General features: G+C 69.9%; 23 protein-coding genes, 1 tRNA gene and 1 riboswitch. Of the genes, 18 read left to right on the top strand and 6 right to left on the bottom strand.

The features are described 5' to 3' along the window. Positions 1–51 precede the first annotated feature (51 nt). The 3 genes from AB0L53_RS02405 (at position 52) to rpe (ending at position 2,208) form a co-directional block, all read left to right on the top strand. Positions 52–387, top strand: coding sequence for a helix-turn-helix domain-containing protein (locus AB0L53_RS02405; protein ID WP_363989139.1), 336 nt, complete (start codon positions 52–54; stop codon positions 385–387). A 51-nt stretch (positions 388–438) separates the two neighbouring features. Beyond that, entirely contained in the window at positions 439–1,407 is a 969-nt protein-coding gene (locus tag AB0L53_RS02400; RefSeq protein WP_363989136.1) for an aminoglycoside phosphotransferase family protein, read from the top strand. Positions 1,408–1,524: 117 nt separating this feature from the next. Then, positions 1,525–2,208: a ribulose-phosphate 3-epimerase gene (gene rpe, locus AB0L53_RS02395; protein WP_363989133.1), complete on the top strand. Its 684-nt coding sequence runs from the start codon at positions 1,525–1,527 to the stop codon at positions 2,206–2,208. A 173-nt stretch (positions 2,209–2,381) separates the two neighbouring features. On the opposite strand, the gene AB0L53_RS02390 is transcribed toward rpe, so the two are convergent. From AB0L53_RS02390 to AB0L53_RS02370, 5 genes are read right to left on the bottom strand one after another with little or no spacing between them, the layout of a single operon-like run. Further along, complete coding sequence (locus AB0L53_RS02390) at positions 2,382–3,413, bottom strand: dipeptide ABC transporter ATP-binding protein (RefSeq protein ID WP_357945315.1); 1,032 nt, start codon at positions 3,411–3,413, stop codon at positions 2,382–2,384. Next, on the bottom strand, positions 3,410–4,423 hold the full coding sequence (locus tag AB0L53_RS02385; protein WP_363989130.1) for an ABC transporter ATP-binding protein: 1,014 nt from the start codon (positions 4,421–4,423) through the stop codon (positions 3,410–3,412). The genes AB0L53_RS02390 and AB0L53_RS02385 overlap by 4 nt, the downstream gene beginning before the upstream one ends. Further along, positions 4,423–5,403, bottom strand: a complete 981-nt coding sequence (locus tag AB0L53_RS02380) for an ABC transporter permease (protein WP_363989128.1) — start codon at positions 5,401–5,403, stop codon at positions 4,423–4,425. The genes AB0L53_RS02385 and AB0L53_RS02380 overlap by 1 nt, the downstream gene beginning before the upstream one ends. Positions 5,404–5,456: 53 nt before the next feature. Continuing rightward, positions 5,457–7,241: an ABC transporter substrate-binding protein gene (locus tag AB0L53_RS02375; protein WP_363989125.1), complete on the bottom strand. Its 1,785-nt coding sequence runs from the start codon at positions 7,239–7,241 to the stop codon at positions 5,457–5,459. 7 nt (positions 7,242–7,248) lie between these two features. Then, the gene (locus tag AB0L53_RS02370; RefSeq protein WP_363989122.1) at positions 7,249–8,250 is read right to left on the bottom strand and encodes an ABC transporter permease; all 1,002 of its coding nucleotides are present in this window, start codon (positions 8,248–8,250) and stop codon (positions 7,249–7,251) included. A gap of 269 nt (positions 8,251–8,519) precedes the next feature. Here AB0L53_RS02370 and AB0L53_RS02365 point away from each other — a divergent pair, with 269 nt between their 5' ends. From AB0L53_RS02365 to AB0L53_RS02315, 11 genes are all read left to right on the top strand, one after another. Further along, complete coding sequence (locus tag AB0L53_RS02365) at positions 8,520–9,329, top strand: oxygenase MpaB family protein (RefSeq protein ID WP_363989119.1); 810 nt, start codon at positions 8,520–8,522, stop codon at positions 9,327–9,329. 200 nt (positions 9,330–9,529) lie between these two features. Beyond that, positions 9,530–9,660: riboswitch (FMN riboswitch) on the top strand. 102 nt (positions 9,661–9,762) lie between these two features. After that, the gene (gene ribD / locus AB0L53_RS02360) at positions 9,763–11,007 is read left to right on the top strand and encodes a bifunctional diaminohydroxyphosphoribosylaminopyrimidine deaminase/5-amino-6-(5-phosphoribosylamino)uracil reductase RibD (RefSeq protein WP_363989116.1); all 1,245 of its coding nucleotides are present in this window, start codon (positions 9,763–9,765) and stop codon (positions 11,005–11,007) included. Further along, positions 11,007–11,597, top strand: coding sequence for a riboflavin synthase (locus AB0L53_RS02355; protein WP_363989113.1), 591 nt, complete (start codon positions 11,007–11,009; stop codon positions 11,595–11,597). Before ribD ends, AB0L53_RS02355 begins: the two co-directional genes overlap by 1 nt. Further along, positions 11,594–12,253 carry a nicotinamide mononucleotide transporter family protein gene (locus tag AB0L53_RS02350; protein WP_363989110.1) on the top strand — a complete coding sequence of 220 codons (660 nt, stop codon included), beginning with the start codon at positions 11,594–11,596 and terminating at the stop codon, positions 12,251–12,253. Before AB0L53_RS02355 ends, AB0L53_RS02350 begins: the two co-directional genes overlap by 4 nt. Next, the gene (locus AB0L53_RS02345) at positions 12,250–13,476 is read left to right on the top strand and encodes a bifunctional 3,4-dihydroxy-2-butanone-4-phosphate synthase/GTP cyclohydrolase II (RefSeq protein ID WP_363989108.1); all 1,227 of its coding nucleotides are present in this window, start codon (positions 12,250–12,252) and stop codon (positions 13,474–13,476) included. The genes AB0L53_RS02350 and AB0L53_RS02345 overlap by 4 nt, the downstream gene beginning before the upstream one ends. Next, a complete protein-coding gene (gene ribH / locus AB0L53_RS02340) occupies positions 13,473–13,943 on the top strand; it encodes a 6,7-dimethyl-8-ribityllumazine synthase (protein ID WP_358444964.1) in 471 nt (156 codons plus the stop codon). The genes AB0L53_RS02345 and ribH overlap by 4 nt, the downstream gene beginning before the upstream one ends. Before the next feature lie 20 nt (positions 13,944–13,963). Then, the gene (locus tag AB0L53_RS02335) at positions 13,964–14,434 is read left to right on the top strand and encodes a PH domain-containing protein (protein ID WP_363989105.1); all 471 of its coding nucleotides are present in this window, start codon (positions 13,964–13,966) and stop codon (positions 14,432–14,434) included. 68 nt (positions 14,435–14,502) lie between these two features. Beyond that, complete coding sequence (locus tag AB0L53_RS02330) at positions 14,503–15,366, top strand: MoxR family ATPase (protein WP_363989101.1); 864 nt, start codon at positions 14,503–14,505, stop codon at positions 15,364–15,366. Then, a complete protein-coding gene (locus tag AB0L53_RS02325) occupies positions 15,359–16,429 on the top strand; it encodes a VWA domain-containing protein (RefSeq protein WP_363989098.1) in 1,071 nt (356 codons plus the stop codon). The genes AB0L53_RS02330 and AB0L53_RS02325 overlap by 8 nt, the downstream gene beginning before the upstream one ends. Beyond that, positions 16,422–17,513: an XdhC/CoxI family protein gene (locus AB0L53_RS02320; RefSeq protein ID WP_363989095.1), complete on the top strand. Its 1,092-nt coding sequence runs from the start codon at positions 16,422–16,424 to the stop codon at positions 17,511–17,513. The genes AB0L53_RS02325 and AB0L53_RS02320 overlap by 8 nt, the downstream gene beginning before the upstream one ends. After that, entirely contained in the window at positions 17,510–18,073 is a 564-nt protein-coding gene (locus tag AB0L53_RS02315; RefSeq protein ID WP_363989092.1) for a nucleotidyltransferase family protein, read from the top strand. Before AB0L53_RS02320 ends, AB0L53_RS02315 begins: the two co-directional genes overlap by 4 nt. A gap of 4 nt (positions 18,074–18,077) precedes the next feature. On the opposite strand, the gene AB0L53_RS02310 is transcribed toward AB0L53_RS02315, so the two are convergent. Continuing rightward, positions 18,078–18,965 (bottom strand): endonuclease/exonuclease/phosphatase family protein, encoded by an 888-nt coding sequence (locus AB0L53_RS02310; RefSeq protein ID WP_363989089.1) that lies wholly within the window; start codon positions 18,963–18,965, stop codon positions 18,078–18,080. Between the two features lie 92 nt (positions 18,966–19,057). Here AB0L53_RS02310 and AB0L53_RS02305 point away from each other — a divergent pair, with 92 nt between their 5' ends. The 4 genes from AB0L53_RS02305 to AB0L53_RS02290 all read left to right on the top strand — a co-directional run bounded on the left by AB0L53_RS02305 (position 19,058) and on the right by AB0L53_RS02290 (position 23,099). Continuing rightward, entirely contained in the window at positions 19,058–20,098 is a 1,041-nt protein-coding gene (locus AB0L53_RS02305; RefSeq protein ID WP_363989086.1) for an LLM class F420-dependent oxidoreductase, read from the top strand. Between the two features lie 53 nt (positions 20,099–20,151). Continuing rightward, a tRNA-Met gene (locus AB0L53_RS02300) sits at positions 20,152–20,228 on the top strand. 687 nt (positions 20,229–20,915) lie between these two features. Continuing rightward, complete coding sequence (locus AB0L53_RS02295; RefSeq protein ID WP_363989084.1) at positions 20,916–21,221, top strand: hypothetical protein; 306 nt, start codon at positions 20,916–20,918, stop codon at positions 21,219–21,221. A 243-nt stretch (positions 21,222–21,464) separates the two neighbouring features. Continuing rightward, on the top strand, positions 21,465–23,099 hold the full coding sequence (locus AB0L53_RS02290) for a protein kinase (protein WP_363989081.1): 1,635 nt from the start codon (positions 21,465–21,467) through the stop codon (positions 23,097–23,099). Positions 23,100–23,143 lie beyond the last annotated feature (44 nt).

Genomic DNA, 23,143 nt, shown 5'->3' with positions numbered 1-23,143 from the left:
CGCCATAGTTCCATAATTCCGAACTATCGAACACTCGGGTATCGTCGAGGCATGCGACCGCTACCCCAGCCCGCGCGCGAGGCGCTGACGCTCGCGCCAGTGCTGCACGCGCTCAGTGATCCGGTGCGCTTGGAGTTGGTACGGCGGGCCAGGGGCAATCCCGAGGCGACCTGTGCCGTTCTGGCCGACGGGCTGGATGTGCCGATATCGACGCTGTCCAACCACTGGCGGGTCCTGCGGGAGGCCGGGCTGATCAGCATGACCGTCGACGGCCGGCACCGGCGGATCCGGCTACGCGCAGACGATCTACGTGACCGCTTCCCTGGCCTGCTCGAACCGATCCTGCGCCTGGCCGCAGCCGAGTCGCCCGACAGCGGCCCGCTGTGAGGCTGGTGCTCGACCGCTGATCCCAGGCGACCAGAGCGGGGAAGGATCACGATGGCGCGTGAGCGGGGCGTGCTCCCTCGGGCCACGGGCGGCAGGAGGATCGCCTGGGCGGCCGTGCCCGAGGAGGTGGCGGCGGGGATAGAGCGGCTGCTCGGTGACCGGGTGGTGGGCGCGGTCAGTCAGCCGGGCGGGTTCTCCGAGGGCTTGGCCGCGCGTGTGCGTCTGGCGGGTGGCGGGGGCGCGTTCGTGAAGGCGGCGAGTACGTCGACGGCGCCCTCGGTGGCGGCCTTCCACCGCAGGGAGATAGCGATCTCGCGGCGGCTTCCCCGGACGGTGCCGGTGCCACGGTTGCTGGACGCCTATGACGACGGTGACTGGGTCGCGCTGATATTCGAGGAGATTCCGGGTCGGCTGCCCGCCCAGCCGTGGCAGCGGGATGAACTCGAACGGGCCCTGGCGGCTGTCACCGACCTGGTGCGGGCCTTGACCCCGTCACCGGTGGACGGGGCGTTACTGGGCGGGCCGCGGCTGGGTGGCTGGGCGGCACTGGCGAAGGGCGGCCCCGGGATCGAGGGCGCCGTCCTCAAGAGGGTCGGTGCGCTTTCTCCGTGGGCGGCTGGTCACCTCGACGAACTCGCCGCGCTGGAGGAGCGCGCCGCACCTGCTCTGGCTGGTCAGACGCTTCTGCATGGTGACCTGTATCCGTTCAACATCATGCTGACCGCGGAGCGCGTCTTCGTCGTCGACTGGCCGCACGCATGGGTCGGGGCCGGTCACTGCGACGTGGTGACGCTGCTGGCCGGCGTGTCGCTCAGCGGGATGGATCCGCAGCCGATCGCTGAGAGCCATCCACTGACCCGCGACCTCGATCCGGCTCAGATCGATGCGGTGCTGGCGACGCACTCGGGCTTTCTGCTCCGGATCGCCGCGTCGGCGGGACCGGGGGCCGATCTCCACTTGGTGAACATGATGGTCGCGCTGGGCCTGGCCTCGCTGCGCTGGCTACGGGATCGTCGGTGAAAAGTGAAACGGCGAGCGCCTCATGAAGGCGCCGCATATGAGCGCCCTGGGTGCGGAAACTGGCGAAGGACCCGCACCGCTGCGGGTGTGGGCGCCGTTCAATAGACTCTGACCATCATGGCCCTACAGATCTCGCCCAGCATCCTGTCCGCCGACTTCGCCAGGCTCGCCGACGAAGCCGCGGCCGTCACCAATGCCGACTGGCTGCACGTGGATGTCATGGACAACCACTTCGTGCCCAACCTGACCCTCGGGCTGCCCGTGGTCGAGGCGCTGCGCAAGGCGACCTCGATGCCGCTCGACTGCCACCTCATGATCGAGGACCCCGACCGCTGGGCCCCGCCCTACGCCGAGGCGGGCGCGGGCAGCGTCACGATCCACGTGGAGGCGGCGAAGTCGCCGGTGCGCACGCTGCGCGAGATCCGGTCGCTGGGCGCGCGGGCGGCCATCGCGTTCAACCCGGCCACGGCGATCGAACCTTACGAGGATCTGCTGGGTGAGGTCGACATGCTCCTGCTGATGACGGTCGAGCCGGGGTTCGGGGGGCAGAAGTTCCTCGACATGGTGCTGCCCAAGATCCGCCGGGCCCGCGCCCTGATCGAGCGGCACGGCGGGCAGATCTGGCTCCAGGTGGACGGAGGCGTGGACGCGGACACCATCGAGCGCTGCGTGGTGGCCGGCGCGGATGTCTTCGTGGCGGGCAGCGCCGTCTATGGCGCCTCGGACCCGGCGGCGGCGGTCGACGCCCTCCGATTCCAGGCCGAACAAGCTCAGGCCGAGCGAGCTGTCGGCGGGGCGTAACGGCGCCCGGCCACCGTCCGGTCAGAGGCCGTCTTCCTGGAGGCCCTCAACCCCGGTCGGCGGGTGGCGGGTTCCCCATGCTTGCCGTACCAGAAAATGGTTGTGAAAGGCGTCCGGCCCGCCGCGAGAGTACGGCGGGCCGGACGTCTGAACAGCAAGGAAGACCAGCGTGATCACGCCAGCGCCGGGTCCAGCACCACGTCCTCGCCCTGAGTGGTGGGGGCCTCGGGAAAGTGGCAGGCGGTCAGGTGGCCCTCGTGGTTGCCCGACAGCCGCGTCAGCGGCGGCTCCTCCACCGCGCACTTCTCCTGCGCCTTCCAGCACCGCGTACGGAAGCGGCACCCCGACGGCGGGTTGAGCGGCGACGGGACGTCCCCCGCCAGCCGGATCCGCTGCCGCGCCGGCCCCTCCACGTCCGCGTCCGGCACCGCCGACAAAAGCGCGTGCGTGTAGGGATGGCGCGGCCGCTCATAGAGCGACTCCCGGTCCGCGATCTCGACGATCTTCCCCAGGTACATGACCGCGACCCGCTGCGAGAAGTGCCGGACCACCGCCAGGTCGTGCGCGATGAACAGGAACGCGATCCCCATGTCCCGCTGCAGCTGCTGCAGCAGGTTGATCACCTGGGCCTGGATCGACACGTCCAGCGCGGACACCGGCTCGTCGGCCACGATCAGCCGGGGCTCCAGGGCCAGGGCCCTGGCGACGCCGATGCGCTGCCGCTGGCCGCCGGAGAACTCGTGCGGGAAGCGGTTGTAGTGCTCCGGGTTCAGGCCGACGATCTCCAGCAGTTCCCTGGCGCGCGCCTCTCGGCCGCCGGGCGGGTTGATGTCGTTGATGTCCATCGGGCCGCGGATGATCGAGCCGACCGTGTGCCGCGGGTTCAGCGAGGAGTACGGGTCCTGGAAGACCATCTGGATCTCGGGCCTGATCGGCTTGAGCTCGCGGCGGCCCGCGTGGGTGATGTCGCGGCCGTCATAGGTGATGCGGCCGCCGGTCGGCTCCAGCAGCCGGGCCGCCAGGCGTCCGGTCGTCGACTTGCCGCAGCCCGACTCGCCGACCAGGCCGAGCGTCTCGCCCGCGTGCACGGTCAGGTCGATGCCGTCCACCGCGTGCACCACGCCGACCTGGTGCTTGACCAGGAAGCCGCCTCTGACGGGGAAGTGCTTCACCACCCCGGACAGCTCCAGCAGCTTCTCCGTCACTTCGTCTCCTCAACTGGTCGCCGGCGCTGCTCCGCCTTCTGTTTGAGCGTCAGGAAGCAGGCGTCGCCGTGGCCGTGTTCGGGCGACAGCTCGGGCCGGTCACCGGCGCACACTTCCTTGCCGAGCAGCTTCATGTAGTCGCAGCGCGGGTGGAACGCGCAGCCGGACGGCAGGTTGATCAGGCTGGGCGGGGTGCCGCGCACCGGCTCCAGCGGCAGGTCCACCGGGCGGCGCAGGCTGGGCATCGAGCCCAGCAGCCCCCAGGTGTACGGATGGCGCGGCTCGCGCAGCACCTCGTGCATCGTGCCCCGCTCCACGGCCCGCCCGGCGTACATGACCAGCACGTTGTGCGCGGTGTTGGCCACCACGCCCAGGTCGTGGGTGATCAGCACGATCGCCGTGCCCGATTGCTCCTGCAGCTCGCTCAGCAGGTCGAGGATCTGCGCCTGTACGGTGACGTCGAGCGCGGTCGTCGGCTCGTCGGCGATCAGCAGACCGGGGTCGCAGACCAGCGCCATGGCGATCATCGCGCGCTGGCGCATGCCCCCGGAGAACTGGTGCGGGTAGTCGTCGACGCGGACCTTCGGCTGCGGGATGCCGACCCGGTCCAGCATCTCGATCGCCCGGTCCCGCGCGGACGACCGCGAGACGCCCTTGTGCTTGCGGTACACCTCGGCGATCTGCGCGCCGATCGTGTGGAACGGCGACAGCGACGTCAGCGGGTCCTGGAAGATCATCGCGATCCGGTCGCCGCGCAGCTTCTCCATCGTGGACCTGGACGCGCTGATCAGCTCCTGGCCGTCGAAGGTGATGCTGCCGGAGATCTTCGCCGTCTCCGGGTTGTGCAGGCCGAGCACGGCCAGGTTCGTCACCGACTTGCCCGAGCCCGACTCTCCCACGATGCCGAGCGTGGTCCCCTGCTCCACCTGGAAGGAGAGCCGGTCCACCGCGTGGACCACGCCGTCCTCGGTGTGGAAGTCGACGGTGAGCTCGTTGACCTCAAGGAACATCAGCTCAGCCTCACGCGGGGATCGATGACGGCGTACAGGGCGTCGACGACGATGTTCATCACCACGATCGCGCCCGCTGCCACCAGGACGGTGGCCATCAGTGTGGGCAGGTCGGAGTTGTCGACCGCGCGGACCGACAGGCGGCCGATCCCCTGCAGCCCGAACGTGGTCTCGGTGATGATCGCGCCGCCGATGAGCATGCCCAGGTCCACGCCGAAGATGGTGACGATCGGGGTCAGCGTGCCGCGCAGGGCGAAGCGCAGCACCACGCTCCTGCCGGACATGCCCTTGGCCCTGGCGGTTCGTACGTAGTCCTCAGCCAGGTTCTCCACCATCGTGGAGCGGGTCATCCTGGTGTAGTTGGCGGTGAAGATGATCGCCAGCACGATCCAGGGCAGGAGCAGCCCGCCGAACCAGCCGAGCGGATCCTCGGTGATCGGGATGTACTTGGGCTGCGGGAAGATGTGCGCCTGGTAGACGAAGAAGTACATGGCCAGCGTGCCCACGAAGTAGATCTGCATCGAGGCGCCGACCAGCGACGAGATGCTGGCGATCTTGTCGAGCGGCTTGCCCTGGCGCAGCGCGGCGAGGATGCCGGTGGCCACGCCGAACGTCAGGAAGATCACCGAGGCGCCGATCGTCAGCGCGATGGTGACGGGCAGCCGGTCGATGATGGTCTCGAAGACCGGGGCGCGGTTGACGAAGGAGTAGCCGAGACAGGGCGCGGGGCAGTTGCCGAGGCCCTCGAAGTTCCGGCCGAAGAAGATCCCCCCGAGCCACGACACGAACTGCACCACGACCGGCTGGTCGAGGCCCAGGTTGTGCCTGGCCTGCGCCAGCGTCTCCGGCGGGCAGACCTTGCCGCACGCCAGTCGGGCCGGGTCGGCGGGGATCACGAAGAACAGGAAGAAGGTCACCCCCGAGATGATCACGAGGATGACCGCGGCGCCGATGACGCGGCGGGTCAGGAATCGAAGCACGAGATCTCCAAAAGGGCGCTCCGGGCGCCGCGACGGCGCCCGGAGCGGCGGTGCTACTGCTTCACGAAGATGGTGTTGGGGGAGACGATCCACTGCTGCGGATCGATCTCGGCGCCGCCCACCTTGGAGCCGTGCAGGAAGGTGCCGATCCGGTTCTCGGCCACGACCAGCGGGGTGATGGTCTCCTGGATCTGCTTGTCGAGGTTCATCCAGGCCTCGTTGGCCGCGTTGATGTCCGGGTTCTCCGAGATCTTCTTCATCTCGGCCTTGACCGTCGGGTCGTTGAGGTGGCTCATGTTCTGCCCGCCGTCGGAGACCGGGCCGAAGATGATCGGCATCACGGTGGAGCCGGACGGCCAGTCGGCGCCCCAGCCGCCCCAGTACAGGTCGAACTCGTTCTTCGTCTGGCTGATCGAGTCGTAGTACGTCTTACGGTCCAGCGACTTGGCCACGACCTTGATCCCGGCCTTCTCCAGGGCGTTCTTGATCACCAGGGTGACCGGTTCCTGGGTGGGCAGGTTGTTGTAGGCGTAGACGATGGTCGGGTGCGGGTTGCTCGACTCGGCCAGCAGCTGCTTGGCCTTCTCGATGTCGCCCTCGGGCTTGGCCGTCTTCCCGAACAGGTCGTACGGCTTGTAGCCGACCGTGGTGTTCTCGTTGAGGATCGTCGTCGGCAGCGCCACGGCCTGCGGGCCGCCCAGGGCCTGCTGGATCTGCTTGGCCGGCCAGGCGTAGTTGATCGCCTGACGGATCTTCTGGTCCTTCACCCGGTCGAGGTTGAAGTAGTAGTAGTTGCCGTACGGCGACGGGCTGATCATGCGGCGGTCGGCCAGGCTGGCGTCGCCCAGCACCTGCTGCAGCCGCTCCGCCGGGGTGTTGGAGTAGAACGTGAACGCCGTCTGGTCGGGTCCTGAGTCGGCCACGAACCGGTCGGTCACCTGAGTGGCCTCCTGGCCGAACTCCATCTTCCACACGTCCGGGTACGCGCCGCGGATCGGGTCGGTGGCGGCGTCCCAGTTGGGGTTGCGGGCCAGCTCGAGGGACTTGTCGACGACGTGCGACTTGATGATGTACGGACCGGAGGAGACGGGCTCCTTGTCGTACTTCTCCTTGGTGTCCTTGGCCTTGGGCACGATGTTGTAGCCCGCCATGGCGAAGGCGTAGTTGGCGTCGGCGTGCGGCGAGTTGAACTTGAAGACGACCGTCTTGTCGTCAGGGGTCTCGATGTTGTCGAGTTCCTTGCCGCCGTACGGGCCGGGGTAGGCCTTCTTGTAGTCCTCGGAGGTGAGCCACGTCTGAATGTAGTTCGGCCCGAACGTGACGAAGGGGGCGAACATCCGCTCGACGGACCACTTCACGTCGGCTGAGGTGATCGGGCTGCCGTCCTGCCACTTCACCCCATCCTTCAGAGTGAACGTCCAGGTCTTGCCGCCGTCGGACGGCGTGCCCGCGTCGGTGGCCAGGTCGCCGACCAGCTTGTAGTCGCCCTTGGCGATCCGCTTGTAGCCGGTCAGGCCGCGGCTGATGAGCAGGCCGAAGTTCGCGTCGGTGTTCACGTAGATCTGGGCCGGGTCGAAGTGGGCGAAGTCGTCCCGGTCGATCATGGTGACGGTGCCGCCCTTGACGACGCCCTCCGGCGGGATGGCGGGGCCCTTGGAGTCCTCCGCGGTGCCCAGGGTGATCGTCGGGGGCTGGTAGGCCGCCGCCGGCGCAGACGAGGCGCCCGCGCTCGCGGGGGCGCTCGACGGAGCGCCCGCGTTGCCCGGCGCGCAGGCGCCGACCAACGCCAGCGAGGCCGCCGCGACAACCGCGAGAGCCGACCGTTTGCGGTGATTCATTTCTCTCCTAGCGCTTGATCTTGGGGTCGAAGGCGTCGCGGACCGAGTCACCGAGCAGGTTGAAGGCGATGACGAAGATCAGCAGTGCGACGCCGGGGAAGATGAGATAGGTGATGTCGTTCTGGTAGACCTGCGTGGCCCGCAGGAACATCCGGCCCCAGTCGGGGACCTGCTCGCCCATCCCGACCCCCAGGAAGGACAGCGCCGCCTCGGCCGTGACCAGGGCGGGCAGCAGCAGCGTCGACTGGATGAGGATCGGGGTCCAGAGGTTGGGCAGCAGCTCCTTGAACACGATCCGGGCGGGGGAGGCGCCGGTGACCTTGGCGGCCTCCACGAACTCACGCTCGCGCATCGACAGCACCTGGCCGCGCAGCAGCCTGGCCAGCCCGGCCCAGCCGAAGACGGTGAGCAGGATGGTCAGCGTGACCGCCCGCAGCCACACCGGGGTCTCCTCGTTGGAGGGCACCAGCAGCTGGTCCACCACCGGCGTGAACGCGATGATGAACAGCACCTGCGGGAACGACAGCATCAGGTCGATGACCCGGCCGATGAAGAAGTCGGTCTTGCCGCCGGCGTACCCGGCGATGATGCCGACCACGATGCCGATCAGCGTGGTGAGGATCGTCGCCACCACCGCGATCAGCAGCGAGGTCCTGATCCCGTAGATGAGCTGCATGAACACGTCACGGCCCAGGTTGGGCTCGATGCCGAACCAGAACTCCGAGCTGATCCCGCCGTTGGGCGCCATCGCGTAGCCGAAGTCGTTGAGCAGTCCGGGCCGGTCCTGGCCGTACAGGGTGTACGGGTCCTTGCCGTACACCAGGGAGATGACCGGCGCGAGGATGGCGACCAGGAAGAAGAAGATCACGATCGCGGCGGAGATGACCCCGGTGCGGTCCCGCCGGAAGCGCAGCCACATGAGCTGGCCGGGCGATCGGCCCACCGCATCCGGTGCTTCGGTCACGGACGTCGCGTCGATCTCTGGTGCGGTGGACGTCGGTGTGGTCATCTAACAAGGCCCCCAAGGAACGTGCCAGAACGGGAAGTTTCAGGCCATATGGCAGATTTGCAGGCCAGATCAGCTGGAGGCAATGCTTCGTCAAGGTTTGATTGTTTTGTTGTGAAATATCGATGCGGTCGTGCCTTCTATGCCGTTGACCTGGTCATGTATGCGATGTCATGATCTGTCGTGGTGACGTTTTCTTAATCACGGAATCAAGGCATAAACAAGATGATGCTGTGACATGAAGCAGGCGTTACCTGGGTAACTGTCCGCTTATGGAGGACCATGGGCTCTTCGGGCCCGAATCGGTGACCTGGCGGGTGATGGGCGAGCCGATCCTGCTGGTCGGCGGATTGCGGGCGCTGCTGATGCAGGGGCTGCACCCCAAGGCGATGCGCGGCGTACTGCAGAACTCCTCTCTGCTGGACCCGAACGAGGCGTGGTCGCGTTTCACGCGGACGACGGAATTCGTCCGGGTCCGTACGTACGGGACGCACGAGGAGGTCGAGCGGGCCGGCCGCCGGGTCCGCAGGATCCACGCCAAACTGACCGCGTGTGATCCGGACACGGGCGAGCGCTTCCACCTCGACGATCCGGACGCCCTGCGCTGGGTGCACGTGGGGGAGGTCGACTCCTACCTGTCGGTGGCGCGCCGGGGTGGCGTCAAGCTGACGGACGCCGAGGCGGACACCTTCGTGGCCGAGTGGCGACGGGCCGCCGAGGTCGTCGGCCTCGACCCGGCCTCCGTCCCCGGCACCGTGGGCGAGTTGCGGGACTACATCGAGGGGGAGCGTCCCGGTCTGCGGTTCGTCCCCGAGGCGGCGCACCCGCTCCGCCTGTCGCTCACCGCGCCGCTCCCGCTGCTGCTCACCCCGCTCAAGCCGGTCCTGCCGGGGGTGACGCTGCTGGCGTTCGCGACGCTCCCGCGCTGGGCCAGGCGGCTGTACGGTCTGCCCGCCACCCCGGTCGGCGACCTGTGGGCGACGACCACGCTGAAGGCGCTGCACACCGGGCTGGGGCTGATCCCGGCGCAGGTCCGCTACAGCCCGGCCGCCCGTCTCGCCCGCCGCCTCATGGCCGCCTGACCTGTGGACGTCTTGCCGCCCGGCCTCCCGCCGTTCCACCGTCTGACCTTCGGCTGTCCCACTGCCTGACCTTCTGCCCTCCCACCGCCCACCGTCAGTCGTCTCGCCGTGCACGTTGACCAAGCGAGCGCTTGTTTGTCATAGTAGGGGGCGGTCGCATCCGCTTTTGTCGGCATGGCAGACTGGTGTGAGAAGAGAGCTAGCGTGCTCCGGGGTCGGTGAAATTCCGAACCGGCGGTTACAGTCCGCGACCCGGCCGATGCCATCGGCCGGTTGACTCGGTGAAATTCCGGGACCGACGGTTAAAGTCCGGATGGGAGGAAGCGCGCGGGTGTCCGGCCTTGAGCCGGGCGCCACTGTGGTGCGTACGCGCACCGCCATACCCCCCGGGGCCCGCCGTGGCTTGGAGCTACTGGCGAGTAGGAGGCCCGGGGTGGAGACACCCGCTCAGGACCCCGCGGATTCGGCGCGGGCCGCCCGCGAGGCGCATGCCCGCACGGACGCCGCGCACACACATGCCGTCACGGACGCCGCGCACATGGCGCGGGCCGTCGAGCTGGCCGCGTGCGGGCGGGGCGCCACCAGCCCGAACCCCGTCGTCGGCTGCGTCGTCCTCGACGCCTCGGGGAACGTCGCCGGCGAGGGCTTCCACGCCTACGCCGGTGGCCCGCACGCCGAGGTCGTCGCGCTGCGCGCGGCGGGGGAGCGGGCCCGCGGCGGCACCGCGTACGTGACGCTCGAACCCTGCGACCACACCGGCCGGACCGGGCCGTGCAGCCTGGCGCTGCTCGACGCGGGCGTCGCACGGGTGGTGGTGGCGGTCGCCGATCCCACCCCCAAGGCCGCCGGAGGCGCCGCGCGGCTGCGCGCGCACGGCGTCGCCGTGGAGTCCGGGTTGCTGGCCGAGGAGGGCGAGCGGGTCAACGCCGAGTGGCTCACGTACGCCCGGCTCGGCAGGCCGTACGTGACCTGGAAGTTCGCCGCCACCCTCGACGGCCGGTCGGCCGCCCCCGACGGCACCAGCCAGTGGATCACCTCCCCTGAGGCCCGAGCCGACGTCCACCGGCTGCGCGCCGAGTCCGGCGCGATCATCGCCGGCATCGGTACGGTCCTCGCCGACGACCCCCACCTGACCGCCCGCCCGAGCCGCCCGGCCGAAGCGAGCGATCCGACCAGCCCGTCCGACGCGAGCCGTCCGACGAGCCCGGACGGCCAAGCCCGGCCCGCCGTACGCGTGCCGCTGCGCGTCGTGGTCGACTCCGAGGCGCGTACCCCGTCCGGCGCCAGGGTGCTGGACGGCGCGGCGCCCACGCTCGTCGCCGTCGCCGACGACGTCGAGACCCGCCTCAAGGCCGACCTGATCCGGTTGCCGCGCCAGGACGGCGGCCTCGACCTGCACGCCCTCCTCCGCGAACTGGCCGCGCGCGAGGTCGTCAGCGTGTTCCTGGAAGGCGGCCCGACGCTCGCGGGCGCGTTCCTGCGCCAGGGCCTGATCGACCGCGTCATCGCCTACCTCGCCCCGGCCCTCCTGGGCGCCGGGCCGGCCGCGCTCGGCGAGGCGGGCGTGGCGACCATCGCCGCCACCCACCGGCTGGCCTTCGACGACGTTTCCCCCATCGGACCGGACCTGCGGCTGACCGCGCGGCCGGTGCTGGCACCACCACGCAAGGAGAGTTGATGTTCACCGGAATCATCGAGGAAAAGGGTGACGTCGTGGCCGTCGAGGCGGTGGGCGACTCGGCGCGGCTGTCCGTCCGCGGCCCGATCGTCACCTCCGACGCGCGCCACGGTGACTCGATCGCCGTCAACGGCGTCTGCCTGACGGTCGTGGACGTCCAGGACGACGTGTTCACCGTGGATGTGATCAAGGAGTCGCTCGACCGCAGTTCGCTCGGCGCCCTGGAAGCGGGCTCCGCGGTGAACCTGGAGCGGGCCGTACGGGCCGACCAGCGTCTCGGCGGCCACATCGTGCAGGGTCACGTCGACGGCACGGCCGTTCTGCAAACCCGGGAACCCGGGGCGAACTGGGACAACCTCCGTTTCTCCCTCCCCGAATCCCTCGCCCGTTACGTGGCGGAGAAGGGTTCGATCGCCATCGACGGAATCAGCCTGACGGTCACCACGGTTGACGACGACGGCTTCGGCGTGAGTCTCATCCCCACCACGTTGAAGCTGACCACGATGGGCGAGCGCGAAGTGGGCGACATGGTGAACATCGAGGTCGACGTGATCGCGAAGTACGTGGAAAGGCTGGTGGGCAAGCAGTGAACTGGGCCAACGCCGGATTCGAGGTATTCGGCACGCATGTCCTCTGGACGGACCTGGTCGGCAACATCGCCGCGCTGAGCACCGTCCTGCTGGCGATACGCAAGTCGGTGTGGACGTGGCCGGTGCAGCTCACCGGCTCGGTGCTGCTGTTCATCGCCTCGATCAACGCGGGCATCACCGGCAACGCCCTCAAGCAGGCGATGTTCGGGGCGCTGGCCGTCTATGGCTGGTGGGCGTGGCGGCGCGGCACGGAAGGCGGCAAGCAGCTGACCGTACGCCCGGCCACGGCGCGCGAGCGGACCGCCTACATCGGCGTGATGGCGCTGGGCACCGTCCTGGTCGGCGTGCTGTTCTTCGTCACCCACCTGTCGTGGGGGGCCAGCGTGCCGCTGCCGAAGGGCGCGTTCCTGGTGGCCGCCGACGCCTACATCTTCGTCGGCAGCGCGGTCGCCACCTGGGCGCAGGGCCGGGCGCTGGTCGACTTCTGGATCATTTGGGTGGCCGTCGACCTGGTCGGCGTGCCGCTGGCGTTCAGCTCGGGCCTGGTCGTCTCCGGCGCCGTCTACGGAGTCTTCTTCGTGCTCGTGCTGGTCGGCTTCGTGAAATGGCTCAGGGAGTATCAGAACGCTCCCGCGGAACTGGCGGTGGCATCATGACCGAGACCATTCTCGACCCGGTCGAACGGGCGATCGATGACATCCGTAACGGCAAGCCCGTCCTGGTCGTCGACGACGAGAACCGGGAGAACGAGGGCGACATCATCTTCGCCGCCTCGAAGGCCACTCCCGAGCTGCTCACGTTCACCATCCGGCACACCAGCGGCGTCATCTGCGTGCCCATGGAGGGCAAGGAGCTGGACCGGCTGGGCCTGCCCCTCATGGTGTTCCAGAACCGGGAGCGGCTGCGCACCGCGTACACGATCAGCGTCGACGCCCGCGACGGCGTGACCACCGGCATCTCCGCCGCCGACCGCGCCAGGACGATCCGTACGCTCGCCGACTCCGCCACCGAGCCCTACGAGCTGGTCCGGCCGGGCCACATCTTCCCGCTGCGCTACCACGAGGGCGGCGTGCTGAGCCGGCGCGGCCACACCGAGGCGGCCGTCGACCTGGCCAGGCTCGCCGGGCTCAGCCCCGCGGGCGTCCTGGCCGAGATCGTCAACGACGACGGCACCATGGCCCGGCTGCCCGAGCTGCGAATCTTCGCCGACGAGCACGATCTGGCGCTCATCTCCATCGAGCAGCTGGTCGACTACCGGCGCAGGACCGAGAGCATGGTCACCAGGGTCGCCGAGACGAACGTGCCCAACGCGTACGGGATGTGGCGGGCCTACGGCTACGCCAGCGCGCTCGACGGCGGCGAGCACATCGCCCTCGTCTACGGCGACTTGTCCGGCGCCGAGCCGGGCGAGAACATCCTGGTCCGCGCCCACTCCGAATGCCTGACCGGTGACGTGTTCGGCTCGCTGCGCTGCGACTGCGGCGTGCAGCTCGACCACGCCATGTCCGCCATCGCGCAGGAGGGCCGCGGCGTCGTGGTCTACCTGCGCGGCCACGAGGGCCGGGGCATCGGCCTGCTGGCCAAGCTCAGGGCCTACAGCCTGCAGGACGCCGGCAGCGACACCGTCGACGCCAACATCGAGCTGGGCCTGCCGGTCGACGCCCGCGAGTTCTCCAACGCCGCGCAGATCCTGGCCGACCTCGGCGTCAAGTCCGTGCGGCTGCTCACCAACAACCCGGCCAAGCTCAAGGGCATGGACGGCTACGGCATCAAGGTGCTCGGCCGCGAGCCCATGCCGGTGGCGATGAACCCCTACAACGAGCGCTACCTCAAGGCCAAGCGCGACCGCCTCGGCCATGACATCTCGGAGGCTTCATGAGCGGGGAAGGACGGCCCGCGGCGGCCGCGGCACCGGACGCCGCGGGACTGACGGTGGGCGTGGTCGCCGCCGGTTGGCACGCCAAGATCACCGATCAGCTCCTCGCCCGCGCCCTGCAGGCGTGCGAGGACAGCGGCGCCACGGCCACCGTCGTACGGGTGCCCGGCTCGCTGGAGATCCCAGTGATCGCCCAGGCGCTGGCCCGCCGCTGCGACGCGGTGGTGGCGCTGGGCGCGGTCATCAAGGGCGAGACCGCGCATTTCGAGTACGTCTGCGACTCGGTGACCGCCGGCCTGACCCGGATCTCGCTCGACGAGGAGACCCCGGTCGGCAACGGCGTGCTCACCTGCGAGACGCTCGACCAGGCACTCGACCGCTCGGGCCTGCCTGGCAGCAAGGAGGACAAGGGCTATGAGTCGGCCATCGCCGCGCTGGAGACCGCACTCCTCCTGAAGACCCTCCACTGACCTGCGATAGGTTTCCGTTCGTGTCCGAGCCGATGACTCCCCCGCCGCTGCCCATTACCTGGCGTCCCCGCCGGGGGAGAATCGTCGCGTACGGCTCCGCGACGTTGATCGTCCTCGGCTCGGTGGTGATGGCCGTCCTCATCGCCGAGCCGTTCCAGCTGGTGGACCGGATCGGCCTCGTGCTGTTCGGCTGCCTGGTGGCCTTCGTCCTGCACCTGCTGGGCCGGGTGCGGGTCGAGGCCGACGAGACGGGGCTGACGATCGTCAACGCCATCCGTACACACCGCTACAGCTGGCCGGAGGTCCTGGACGTGACCCTGCTGGTCGGCGAGCCCTGGCCCAAGCTGGACTTCTCCGACGGCCGCACCATCGGCGCGATGGGCATCCAGGGCTCGGAGAAGGCCCGCGCCCACCGCGCCACGGCCGAGCTGGCCGCTCTGATCCACGAGCGCGGAGAGGCGAAGGGCGGACAGGACGCGGAGGAGCGCTAAGCACGGGATTCTCGCGTGGACCAAGTGGCGCGTAGCCTGAAGGCGTGCTGCGGCGGACAATCACGGCAATGGACATCCAGTCTCCGGACAAGCTCATCGAGCTGCTCGACCGGCACGCCTACCTGGCCGACGAGGGACTGGCCACGGCCGCGTTCCTGGCGCTCAGGATGGGCCGGCCGCTCTTCCTCGAAGGGGAGGCGGGGGTAGGCAAGACCGAGCTGGCCAAGACCCTGGCCGCGCTGCTGGAGGCGCCGCTGATCCGGTTGCAGTGCTACGAGGGACTCGACGCCGCCCAGGCGCTGTACGACTGGGACTTCGCCCGCCAGCTGCTCCACCTCAAGGCCGCCGAGGCCGCCGGGATCACCGACGTGGGCCGCCTCGAAGGCGAGATCTACGACCGCCGGTTCCTGATCGCCAGACCGCTGCTCAAGGCCGTCGAGACGCAGCCCAGCGTGCTGCTCGTGGACGAGATCGACCGGGCCGACGACGAGTTCGAGGCGTTCCTGTTGGAAGTGCTGTCGGACTTCACCATTTCCATCCCCGAGCTGGGCACGGTCAGTGCCAAGACGCCGCCGGTCGTCGTCGTCACCTCCAACCGGACCCGTGAGGTGCACGACGCGCTCAAGCGCCGCTGTCTCTACCACTGGCTGGAGCACCCGGACTTCGACAGGGAGGTGGCGATCCTGCTGCGCCGCCTGCCCGACTGCACCGAGACGCTGGCCGCACAGGTGGCGCGGGCGGCGGCGCGGCTGCGGCAGGCCGGGCTGGTCAAGCCGCCGGGCGTCGCCGAGACGCTCGACTGGACCGAGGCGCTGCTCACCCTGGGCGCCAAGGAGCTCGACCCCGCCCGCGCGGCGGCCACGCTGGGCGCCGCGCTGAAATACCGCGAGGACGTCGAGAACGTCCTGGGCAACGGGCTCCTCCATGCGTGAGCTGGCCGCCACCATGACGGGCTTCGCCAGGACGCTGCGCGCCGCGGGCGTCGCCGCCGACCACGAGCGCACCCGCAACCTGCTGCTGGCGCTCGACCACCTCGACGTGGCAGCTCCGGCCGACGTCTACTGGGCCGGCCGCTTCACGCTCTGCGCCACACCCGATGATCTGCCCAGGTACGACCGCTGCTTCGCCGCCTACTTCGGTGGCCGGAGCGCCAAGATCAGCCGTACCAGTACCACGACCGTCACCCGCCACACCGCCGCCGCCGAACAGGACGAGCAGGAGGGGGAAGCCGAGGCCGTGCCCGGCACCGCCAGCCGCACCGAGATCCTGCGCAACCGGGACGTGGCCCGGCTGACCGAGGCGGAGCGGGCGGAGGTGCACCGGATGCTGTCGATGCTGCGTGGCCGGCGCGCGCAGCGGCGCTCGCGGCGGTTCGAGGCCGCGCACCGGGGCGCTCTGGACCAGCGGCGGACGATACGGGACGCGCTCAGGAAGGGCGAGGTCGCGCGGTTGCGCCGCCGGCGGCACACCACCAGGCCGCGCCGCGTCGTGCTGCTCGTGGACGTCAGCGGCTCCATGGCTCCCTACGCCGAGACGCTGCTGCGCTTCGCGCACGCCCTGGTCAGGAGCGAGCCGCGGGCCACCAGGGTCTACTCCATCGGCACCAGGCTCACCCCGATCACCGCCGAGCTGCGCCACCGCGACCCCGGCACGGCGCTGAACGAGGTGTCCAAGGCCGTGCCCGACTGGAGCGGTGGGACCAGGCTGGGCGAGGAGCTGAGGGAATACCTCACCCGCGCCAGCGCGCGAGGGGCGATCGTGGTGATCGCCTCGGACGGCTGGGAACGCGGCGACCCGGACCTTCTCGGCACGCAGATGGCCCGGCTGGCCAGGCAGGCGCACCGGGTCATCTGGGTCAACCCGCACAAGGGGTACGCGGACTACCAGCCGCTGACCGGCGGCATGCGGGCCGCTCTGCCGTACCTGGACGATCTGGTGGCCGGGCACAGCCTGGCCGCCTTCGAAGAACTCAGTGAGAGGCTCGCCCATGCGTGACGTGCTGCCGGAGATCATGCGCTGGTGGAGATCGGGGCACAAGTTCGGGCTCGCCACAGTGGTGAGCACGTTCAGCAGCGCGCCCCGCGCGCCGGGCGCGGCCATGGCGGTGCGCGGCGACGAGGTGGTCGGCAGCGTGTCCGGCGGGTGCGTCGAGGGCGCGGTGTTCGAGCTGGCCACCGAGATCGACACACCCATCCTGCAGAGGTACGGCGTGAGCGACGACGACGCGTTCGCCGTCGGGCTGACCTGCGGCGGCATCATCGACATCCTCGTCGAACCCATCTCGACCGAGACGTTTCCCCAGCTGGGCGACATCGCGGCGTCCGTGAACGCGCACGAGCCCGTGGCGGTCGCCACGATCGTCTCCGGCCCCGGGCGGATGGGCGCCCGGCGCGTCATCTGGCCGGACCGCTCCTCGGGCACGCTCGGCCTGGACCGGCTCGACGAGGCCGTCGACGACGATGCCCGCGGCATGCTGGCCCAGGGCGCGACCGGCATCAGGCACTACGGCGGGCAGGGCGAGCGGCGGCTGGACGACCTGGCGGTGTTCGTGCAGTCGTTCGCGCCGCCGCCGCGGATGCTGGTGTTCGGGGCGATCGACTTCGCCGCGGCGGTGGCGCGGGTGGGCAAGTTCCTGGGCTATCACGTGATCGTCTGCGACGCGCGGCCCGTCTTCGCCACCCCCAAGCGCTTCCCGGACGCGGACGAGGTGGTGGTCAAGTGGCCGCACGACTACCTGGCCTCGGTACAGGTGGACGCGCGCACGGTCATCTGCGTGCTCACCCACGACCCCAAGTTCGACGTGCCACTGCTGGAGGTGGCGCTGCGCACCGGCGCGGGCTACGTCGGCGCCATGGGCTCGCGCCGCACCCACGACGACCGGCTGGCCCGGCTGCGCGAGGCGGGCCTGACCGAGGACGAGCTGGCCCGGCTGAGATCGCCCATCGGCCTCGACCTGGGCGCCAGGACCCCTGAGGAGACGGCGGTGTCGATCGCCGCCGAGCTGATCCAGCTGCGCTGGGGCGGTTCGGGACGGCCGCTGACCCACACCGAGGGGCGCATCCACCAGGAGACGCCATGAAAGGCTCCCGGGTGGCCGGGCTGCTGCTCGCCGCCGGGCAGGGCGCGCGGCTGGGCACGCCGAAGGCGCTGGTCGAGTACGAGGGCGAACGGCTCGTGGACAGGGGGGTGCGGCTGCTGGAGGACGGCGGCTGCCATCCGGTGGTGGTCGTGCTCGGGGCGGCGACCGTACAGGTGCGCCGGGCGGTGACCGTGCGCAACCCGGACTGGGCGACGGGCATGGGCTCGTCCCTGAGGGTGGGGCTGGCCGCGCTGCCCGAGGAGGCCGAGTCGGTGGTCATCGCGCTGGTGGACCAGCCGTTCATCGGGCCCGCGGCGGTACGCGCCCTCGTCGACGCGGGTGCCGAGGTGGCCGTGGCGACCTATGGCGGCCGGCGCCGCAACCCCGTGCTGATCGCCCGCCGCCACTTCGCTGCCGTCGCCGCGCTGGCCGTGGGGGATGTGGGGGCGAGGCCGTTCCTGAAGGCGCATCCCGAGCTGGTCACGGAGGTGCCGTGCGACGGGTTGGGCGACCCGACCGACATCGACACCCCTGAGGACTTGTCGCTGCTGGAAAGGTAGCGGGCTAGAGGCGCAGTGACGCGATCGCGGCGCGGTGGTCGCTGCCCGTCGCCGGGGCGACCCCCGCCTTGGTCGCCGTCATCCCCTTGAACAGGATGTGGTCCGGCCTGGTGATCGGGAACTCCGACGGCCAGGTGAACCCGAAGCCGTCGCCCGCCGCGAGCTGCGCGTCCGTCAGCGGCGGGGTGAGTCCCTGCATGCCCCGGTCGGTGGTGGCGGTGTTGAGGTCGCCGAGCAGCAGGATCCGCTTGCTCGGGTCGGCGTCGATGAGCTTGCGGGCGTGGGCCAGGGACTCGTCGCGCGAGGCGGTGTGGCCGGGGCGGGCCGAGGCCAGGTGCATGACGTACACGGTGACCTTGCCCTTGGGCGTGGCCACCACGGCCCGCAGCGCGCGCGGCCAGCCCATGCCGACGTCGAGCGGCTTGGTCTCGGTGATCGGGTAGCGGCTCCACAGGCCGACCGTGCTCACCGGATAGTGGTACTTGAACATCTTGTTGAGCTGCTTGGCGGCCGGGCCGCCGCTGGTCAGCTCCTGGGCCGCCAGCAGGTCGAGATCTTCGGCGATGCGGCGCACCGCCTCGCCCGAGGCGCTGTTGGTGACGCCCACGTTGACCGTGCCGACCGCCAGGTCGCTCTGGCCGCCGGGCGGGGTGCGCATCAGCGTGGAGCCGAACATGGACGCCCACACCACGCCGGGCACGAGCGCCGCGGCCGTGGCCAGCTTGGAGCGTGCCACGACGGCCGCCACGAGCAGCATCGGCACGATCAGGCCGAACCAGGGCAGCAGGCTCTCCATCACCGGGGTGAACCCGCCGAGCACCGGGATCAGCTGATGCCCCGCCAGTCCCACGGCGAGCACGGCGGACACGGCGATGACGACGCGCTTCAGCATTCGACCCAGGCTAGCCGCTCGCTGCCGGTGACGCGGCGCGCTAACCTGTTGCCGTCGCAACGGAACAACATTCGGTTCATCGGGAGCCCGGCATGCGCATCGGTATGGCACTGAACTACTCGGGCGGCTTCAAGGAGTCGGTCGCCGAGTTGGCCGACTACGAGAAGGCGGGTCTCGACATCGTCTTCGTCGCCGAGGCCTACAGCTTCGACGCCGTCAGCCAGATGGGCTACATCGCGGCCAGGACCGAGCGGCTGGAGATCGCCTCCGGGATCCTGCCGATCTACTCGCGCACCCCGGCGCTGCTGGCGATGACCGCCGCGGGCCTGGACTACGTCTCCGACGGGCGCTTCACACTGGGCCTCGGCGCCTCGGGGCCGCAGGTGATCGAGGGCTTCCACGGCGTGCCGTACACCGCGCCGCTGGCCCGTACAAGGGAGATCATCGAGATCTGCCGCCAGGTGTGGCGGCGCGAGCGGCTGGAGTACGAGGGCAAGCACTACACGCTGCCGCTGCCGCCCGGCCAGGGGACCGGGCTCGGCAAGCCGCTGAAGATCATCAACCATCCGGTACGCCCCCGCATCCCCATCGTGATCGCGGCCATCGGCCCCAAGAACGTCGAGCTGGCCGCCGAGCTCGCCGAGGGCTGGGAGCCGATCTTCTACGTACCCGAGAAGGCCGCCGACGTGTGGGGCCCGTCGCTGGCCGCCGGGCGGGCCAAGCGGCAGGACGAGCTGGGCGAACTGGACGTGATCGCGCAGGCGTCGCTGGCGATCGGCGACGACGTGGCGGGGCTGCTGGAGTTCGGGCGGCCGATGGCGGCGCTGTACATCGGCGGCATGGGCGCCAAGGGCCGCAACTTCTACAACGACCTCGCGCGGCGCTACGGCTACGAGAAGGAGGCCGAGGCGATCCAGGAGCTGTACCTCGACGGGAAGAAGGAGGAGGCGGCGGCGCAGGTGCCGCACGAACTGCTGGAGAGCATGTCGCTCATCGGGAGCGACGGATTCGTGCGGGACCGGGTGGCGGCGATGAAGGAGTCCGGGGTGACGACGCTCAACATCGCGCCGTTCGGGGCGACGCACGAGGACCGGGTGAAACTGATCGAGCGGATCAAGGAGATCGCCTCCTGATTCCCGTTGGGCGACCGAAGCACTCCCCGGATCCGATAGTCTTTCTCTTGCGACGCGGGGTGGAGCAGTTCGGTAGCTCGCTGGGCTCATAACCCAGAGGTCGTAGGTTCAAATCCTGCCCCCGCTACCAAGGCGAAAAGGCCCTTCAGGATCATCCTGGAGGGCCTTTTGGCAGGTCCCGCCTCAATGGGCCTCGCTTCGCTCGGACTGCCTTCCTCGGGCGCGCCTTCGGCGCGCAACCCCCACGGCCACCTGTTGTCCGGAGGACGACCATGATCACTCGCCCGGACCCTTCGTGCCAGAGGGGCGGTGGCATGCGTACGATTTCGCTGTGGTGGAGTCGGGACGGGAGCGGGTGCGACGCTTCCTGTGCGCGTCTGGTGCCGGTTTGGTGGCCGCTATGCGACGCTGTTTGCCAAGCTCGCTGGCGGCAGCCTGTCGTGCTGCGACAAACCCCGACATGCGCGTAACCCCAGGTCGCGTTTATTGTGGCTGCTCACGAAGTGTGCTCCCCACGCCCGTGGGGGTGAACCGCAGCCTCTCGACCGGGCGTTGGACGCGGCAGCCTGCTCCTCACGCCCGTGGGGGTGAACCGGTCTCCCAAGTCAGGTCGTATCGGCTTCGGATGCGTCGGTCACCGGCGCGCCACCAAATTCGGGCCTACGGCAGTTCGCCTGGTGGGTGCGGGGTGAGAAAGACTGCCCGGGACGGTAAGCAGTCTCCTGGGCGAATCGATGCGCATCGCACCGGCTGAGACGGCATGCTGGTTCGGGTGCCCAAGGGCGCCATCCCCTCCATGCCGGAAGGTGCATGAGTCATGACAGGCAGCCCTCAGCGGGGCGCTTTCCTCAAAGAGCACATGAACGCCGTGCTGGCGATGGTCACCGTCGCTCTGGAAGCACGGGAGAGCGGCGACACCAGCGACCCCGTCGGCCTGCAGGTGATCGGCCGGGTCATCAACGACGTTCCACGGGAGGTCGCCGCGATGGCCTCCCTGCATCTCATTCTCCTGCTCGTCCGGCACCTCGCGCGGGTGCAGGGACGGCCGGTGGATGAGGTGTGGCAGGAGCTCGCGCTGATCTACGCCGAGGACTGGCCCGAGGACGATGCGTCCCGGGCGTGATGCCCGGACCCGTCAAATGCCGTACGGCGAACGTCCTGGAATCTGCGCACCACCGTCCTCCCACCACCATCGTCCGTAAGTGAGACGCCTTCGCGACCCGGTGGGTTGACAGGGACGGCAACCGCGTCCCGGCGCCGGCTGTGCCGGGACATGATCCCTTCGAGCCGTGTTGTGGGGCGGTTGAGGCCCGTGGGGGCCTAGTGTGGGGCGGAAATTGCCGTTTCTGTAGTTATTGGCGGAGATATGTCCGACGCGACGCCGTCTTTGGTCGCCGGCCGGTACCGGCTTGATGAGCTCATCGGCAGCGGGCCGACGGGCGAGGTGTGGCGCGCTTACGACCAGCGCGCCGACTGGACCGTGGCCGTGAAGGTGCTGGACACCGGGGCGGCCACGCCCGAGGTGCTCCGGCAGCATGCCCAGGCCGTGGCCCGGGTGATCCATCCGAACGTGGCCATGGTGCTCGACGTGGGCGACCACGAGGGGGCGCCGTTCCTGGTGATGGAGTTCCTCACGGGGGAGAGCCTCGGTGAGGAGGTGGCAGGAGAGGGTCCGCTGCCGATCGTGGAGGCATGCGACCTCATCGGGCAGGCGGCCGCGGGACTGGAGGCGGCGCACCGGGCCGGGGTGGTGCACGGCCAGATCGGGCCCGACAGCTTCCGGCGGGCCGGGAGCGGGGTGCTGAAGGTCGTGGGGTTCGGGCTGGCCGACCAGGTGTCCTCGGACGACGGCGTACTGTATCGGGCGCCCGAGGTGATCGACGGACGCGGCGGAGAAGCCGCCGCCGATCTGTACGCGCTGGGATGCGTCTGTTACGAGGTGCTGTGCGGCCGCTCGCCGTTCGAAGGCTCGCCGGACGAGGTCGGTGAGCGGCACCTGCACGCCGAGCCCGAGCCGCCGAGCCGCCACCGGGCGGAGGTGCCGGGCGAGCTGGACCGGCTGGTGCTGACCATGCTCGCCAAGGACCCCGCCGCACGACCGGCCGGCGGTGAGACGGTACGCCGAGCGCTGGCCGCCATCGCCCGCCCACCCCGCACCCAGCCCGGCCCGGCCACGGGGCCGCAGCCCGGCCAAGCCACGTCCCCCATGGCACCCCAGGGCGGTCCATATCAGGGTGGCGCATCCCAGGGTGGTCAGGCGGGGCCATATCAGGGCGGCGCGCCTCAGTCCGGTCAGGCCACATCCCACCCGGGCGGCGTTCCCCAGACCGGCCAGATCTTCACCCAGCCGGGTGCGAGTGGGCCGGCGGCCGGGGTGGGTGTCGGTGACACTCACGCCATGCCCGCCGGGGCGTTTCACCACGGTGGTGGCCCGCGTAACGGGGACACGGCGATCTATGACGCGCCGCCACCCCCGCCGCCGTCCAACCGCCGCCTGTTCGTGCAGCTGGGCGCGGCCTTGGCCGTGATCGCGGTCGTCACCGTGGGCCTGGTCCTGTGGGCGGGCTCGCGCGGCAGGCCCGAGGCCGGGCCGACGCCCTCGGCGACGCCCATCACCACCACGTCGGCCCCGGAGCCGACGCCGACGGAGACCCCCGAGCCGTCCACGTCCATCGCGCCCCTCCCGACCGATCCAGGCTCTACACCGAGCCCCAAGGGCACGCTGGCCAACAGCGTTCCGCCCGGAGGGTGGGAGAAATGGCTGGGTGAATTCGACGCGTCCTTGAGGGCTCAGGAGACCATCGGCGACATCGAGCCCCGCACCGCGCGGAGGGCCCACGAGAAGATCAGGAAGGCCGGCCGGAAGTTCCTGGAGAAGCACGACGACTCGGTGCTCGACCAGGCCACGGGCATCATGCGCGACCTGCGCAAGGCCCAGGAGAAGGGCGACGTACCCACCTCCGGACCCCTCAACGACTTCCTCGACAACTGGAAGCCCTGACCCCGGCGCCCGCTGTGACGACCGGTCCGAGAGTCCCTCGGACC

It is taken from the genome of Nonomuraea sp. NPDC052129, assembly GCF_040680095.1.
GTDB lineage: Bacteria > Actinomycetota > Actinomycetes > Streptosporangiales > Streptosporangiaceae > Nonomuraea.
Note: the sequence above shows the minus strand (reverse complement) of the source record. Positions and strands in the feature narration are given on the sequence as shown.

What these genes read in the sequence shown, in the direction of transcription:
- AB0L53_RS02305 (WP_363989086.1), top strand. Translation starts at nt 19,058, where the DNA reads ATGCGCATCGGTATGGCACTGAACTACTCGGGCGGCTTCAAGGAGTCG.
- AB0L53_RS02330 (WP_363989101.1), top strand. Translation starts at nt 14,503, where the DNA reads ATGGACATCCAGTCTCCGGACAAGCTCATCGAGCTGCTCGACCGGCAC.
- AB0L53_RS02290 (WP_363989081.1), top strand. Translation starts at nt 21,465, where the DNA reads ATGTCCGACGCGACGCCGTCTTTGGTCGCCGGCCGGTACCGGCTTGAT.
- AB0L53_RS02355 (WP_363989113.1), top strand. Translation starts at nt 11,007, where the DNA reads ATGTTCACCGGAATCATCGAGGAAAAGGGTGACGTCGTGGCCGTCGAG.
- AB0L53_RS02375 (WP_363989125.1), bottom strand. Translation starts at nt 7,241, where the DNA reads ATGAATCACCGCAAACGGTCGGCTCTCGCGGTTGTCGCGGCGGCCTCG.
- AB0L53_RS02345 (WP_363989108.1), top strand. Translation starts at nt 12,250, where the DNA reads ATGACCGAGACCATTCTCGACCCGGTCGAACGGGCGATCGATGACATC.
- AB0L53_RS02320 (WP_363989095.1), top strand. Translation starts at nt 16,422, where the DNA reads ATGCGTGACGTGCTGCCGGAGATCATGCGCTGGTGGAGATCGGGGCAC.
- rpe (WP_363989133.1), top strand. Translation starts at nt 1,525, where the DNA reads ATGGCCCTACAGATCTCGCCCAGCATCCTGTCCGCCGACTTCGCCAGG.
- AB0L53_RS02310 (WP_363989089.1), bottom strand. Translation starts at nt 18,965, where the DNA reads ATGCTGAAGCGCGTCGTCATCGCCGTGTCCGCCGTGCTCGCCGTGGGA.
- AB0L53_RS02400 (WP_363989136.1), top strand. Translation starts at nt 439, where the DNA reads ATGGCGCGTGAGCGGGGCGTGCTCCCTCGGGCCACGGGCGGCAGGAGG.
- AB0L53_RS02325 (WP_363989098.1), top strand. Translation starts at nt 15,359, where the DNA reads ATGCGTGAGCTGGCCGCCACCATGACGGGCTTCGCCAGGACGCTGCGC.
- AB0L53_RS02295 (WP_363989084.1), top strand. Translation starts at nt 20,916, where the DNA reads ATGACAGGCAGCCCTCAGCGGGGCGCTTTCCTCAAAGAGCACATGAAC.
- AB0L53_RS02405 (WP_363989139.1), top strand. Translation starts at nt 52, where the DNA reads ATGCGACCGCTACCCCAGCCCGCGCGCGAGGCGCTGACGCTCGCGCCA.
- ribH (WP_358444964.1), top strand. Translation starts at nt 13,473, where the DNA reads ATGAGCGGGGAAGGACGGCCCGCGGCGGCCGCGGCACCGGACGCCGCG.
- AB0L53_RS02385 (WP_363989130.1), bottom strand. Translation starts at nt 4,423, where the DNA reads ATGTTCCTTGAGGTCAACGAGCTCACCGTCGACTTCCACACCGAGGAC.
- AB0L53_RS02365 (WP_363989119.1), top strand. Translation starts at nt 8,520, where the DNA reads ATGGAGGACCATGGGCTCTTCGGGCCCGAATCGGTGACCTGGCGGGTG.
- AB0L53_RS02370 (WP_363989122.1), bottom strand. Translation starts at nt 8,250, where the DNA reads ATGACCACACCGACGTCCACCGCACCAGAGATCGACGCGACGTCCGTG.
- AB0L53_RS02315 (WP_363989092.1), top strand. Translation starts at nt 17,510, where the DNA reads ATGAAAGGCTCCCGGGTGGCCGGGCTGCTGCTCGCCGCCGGGCAGGGC.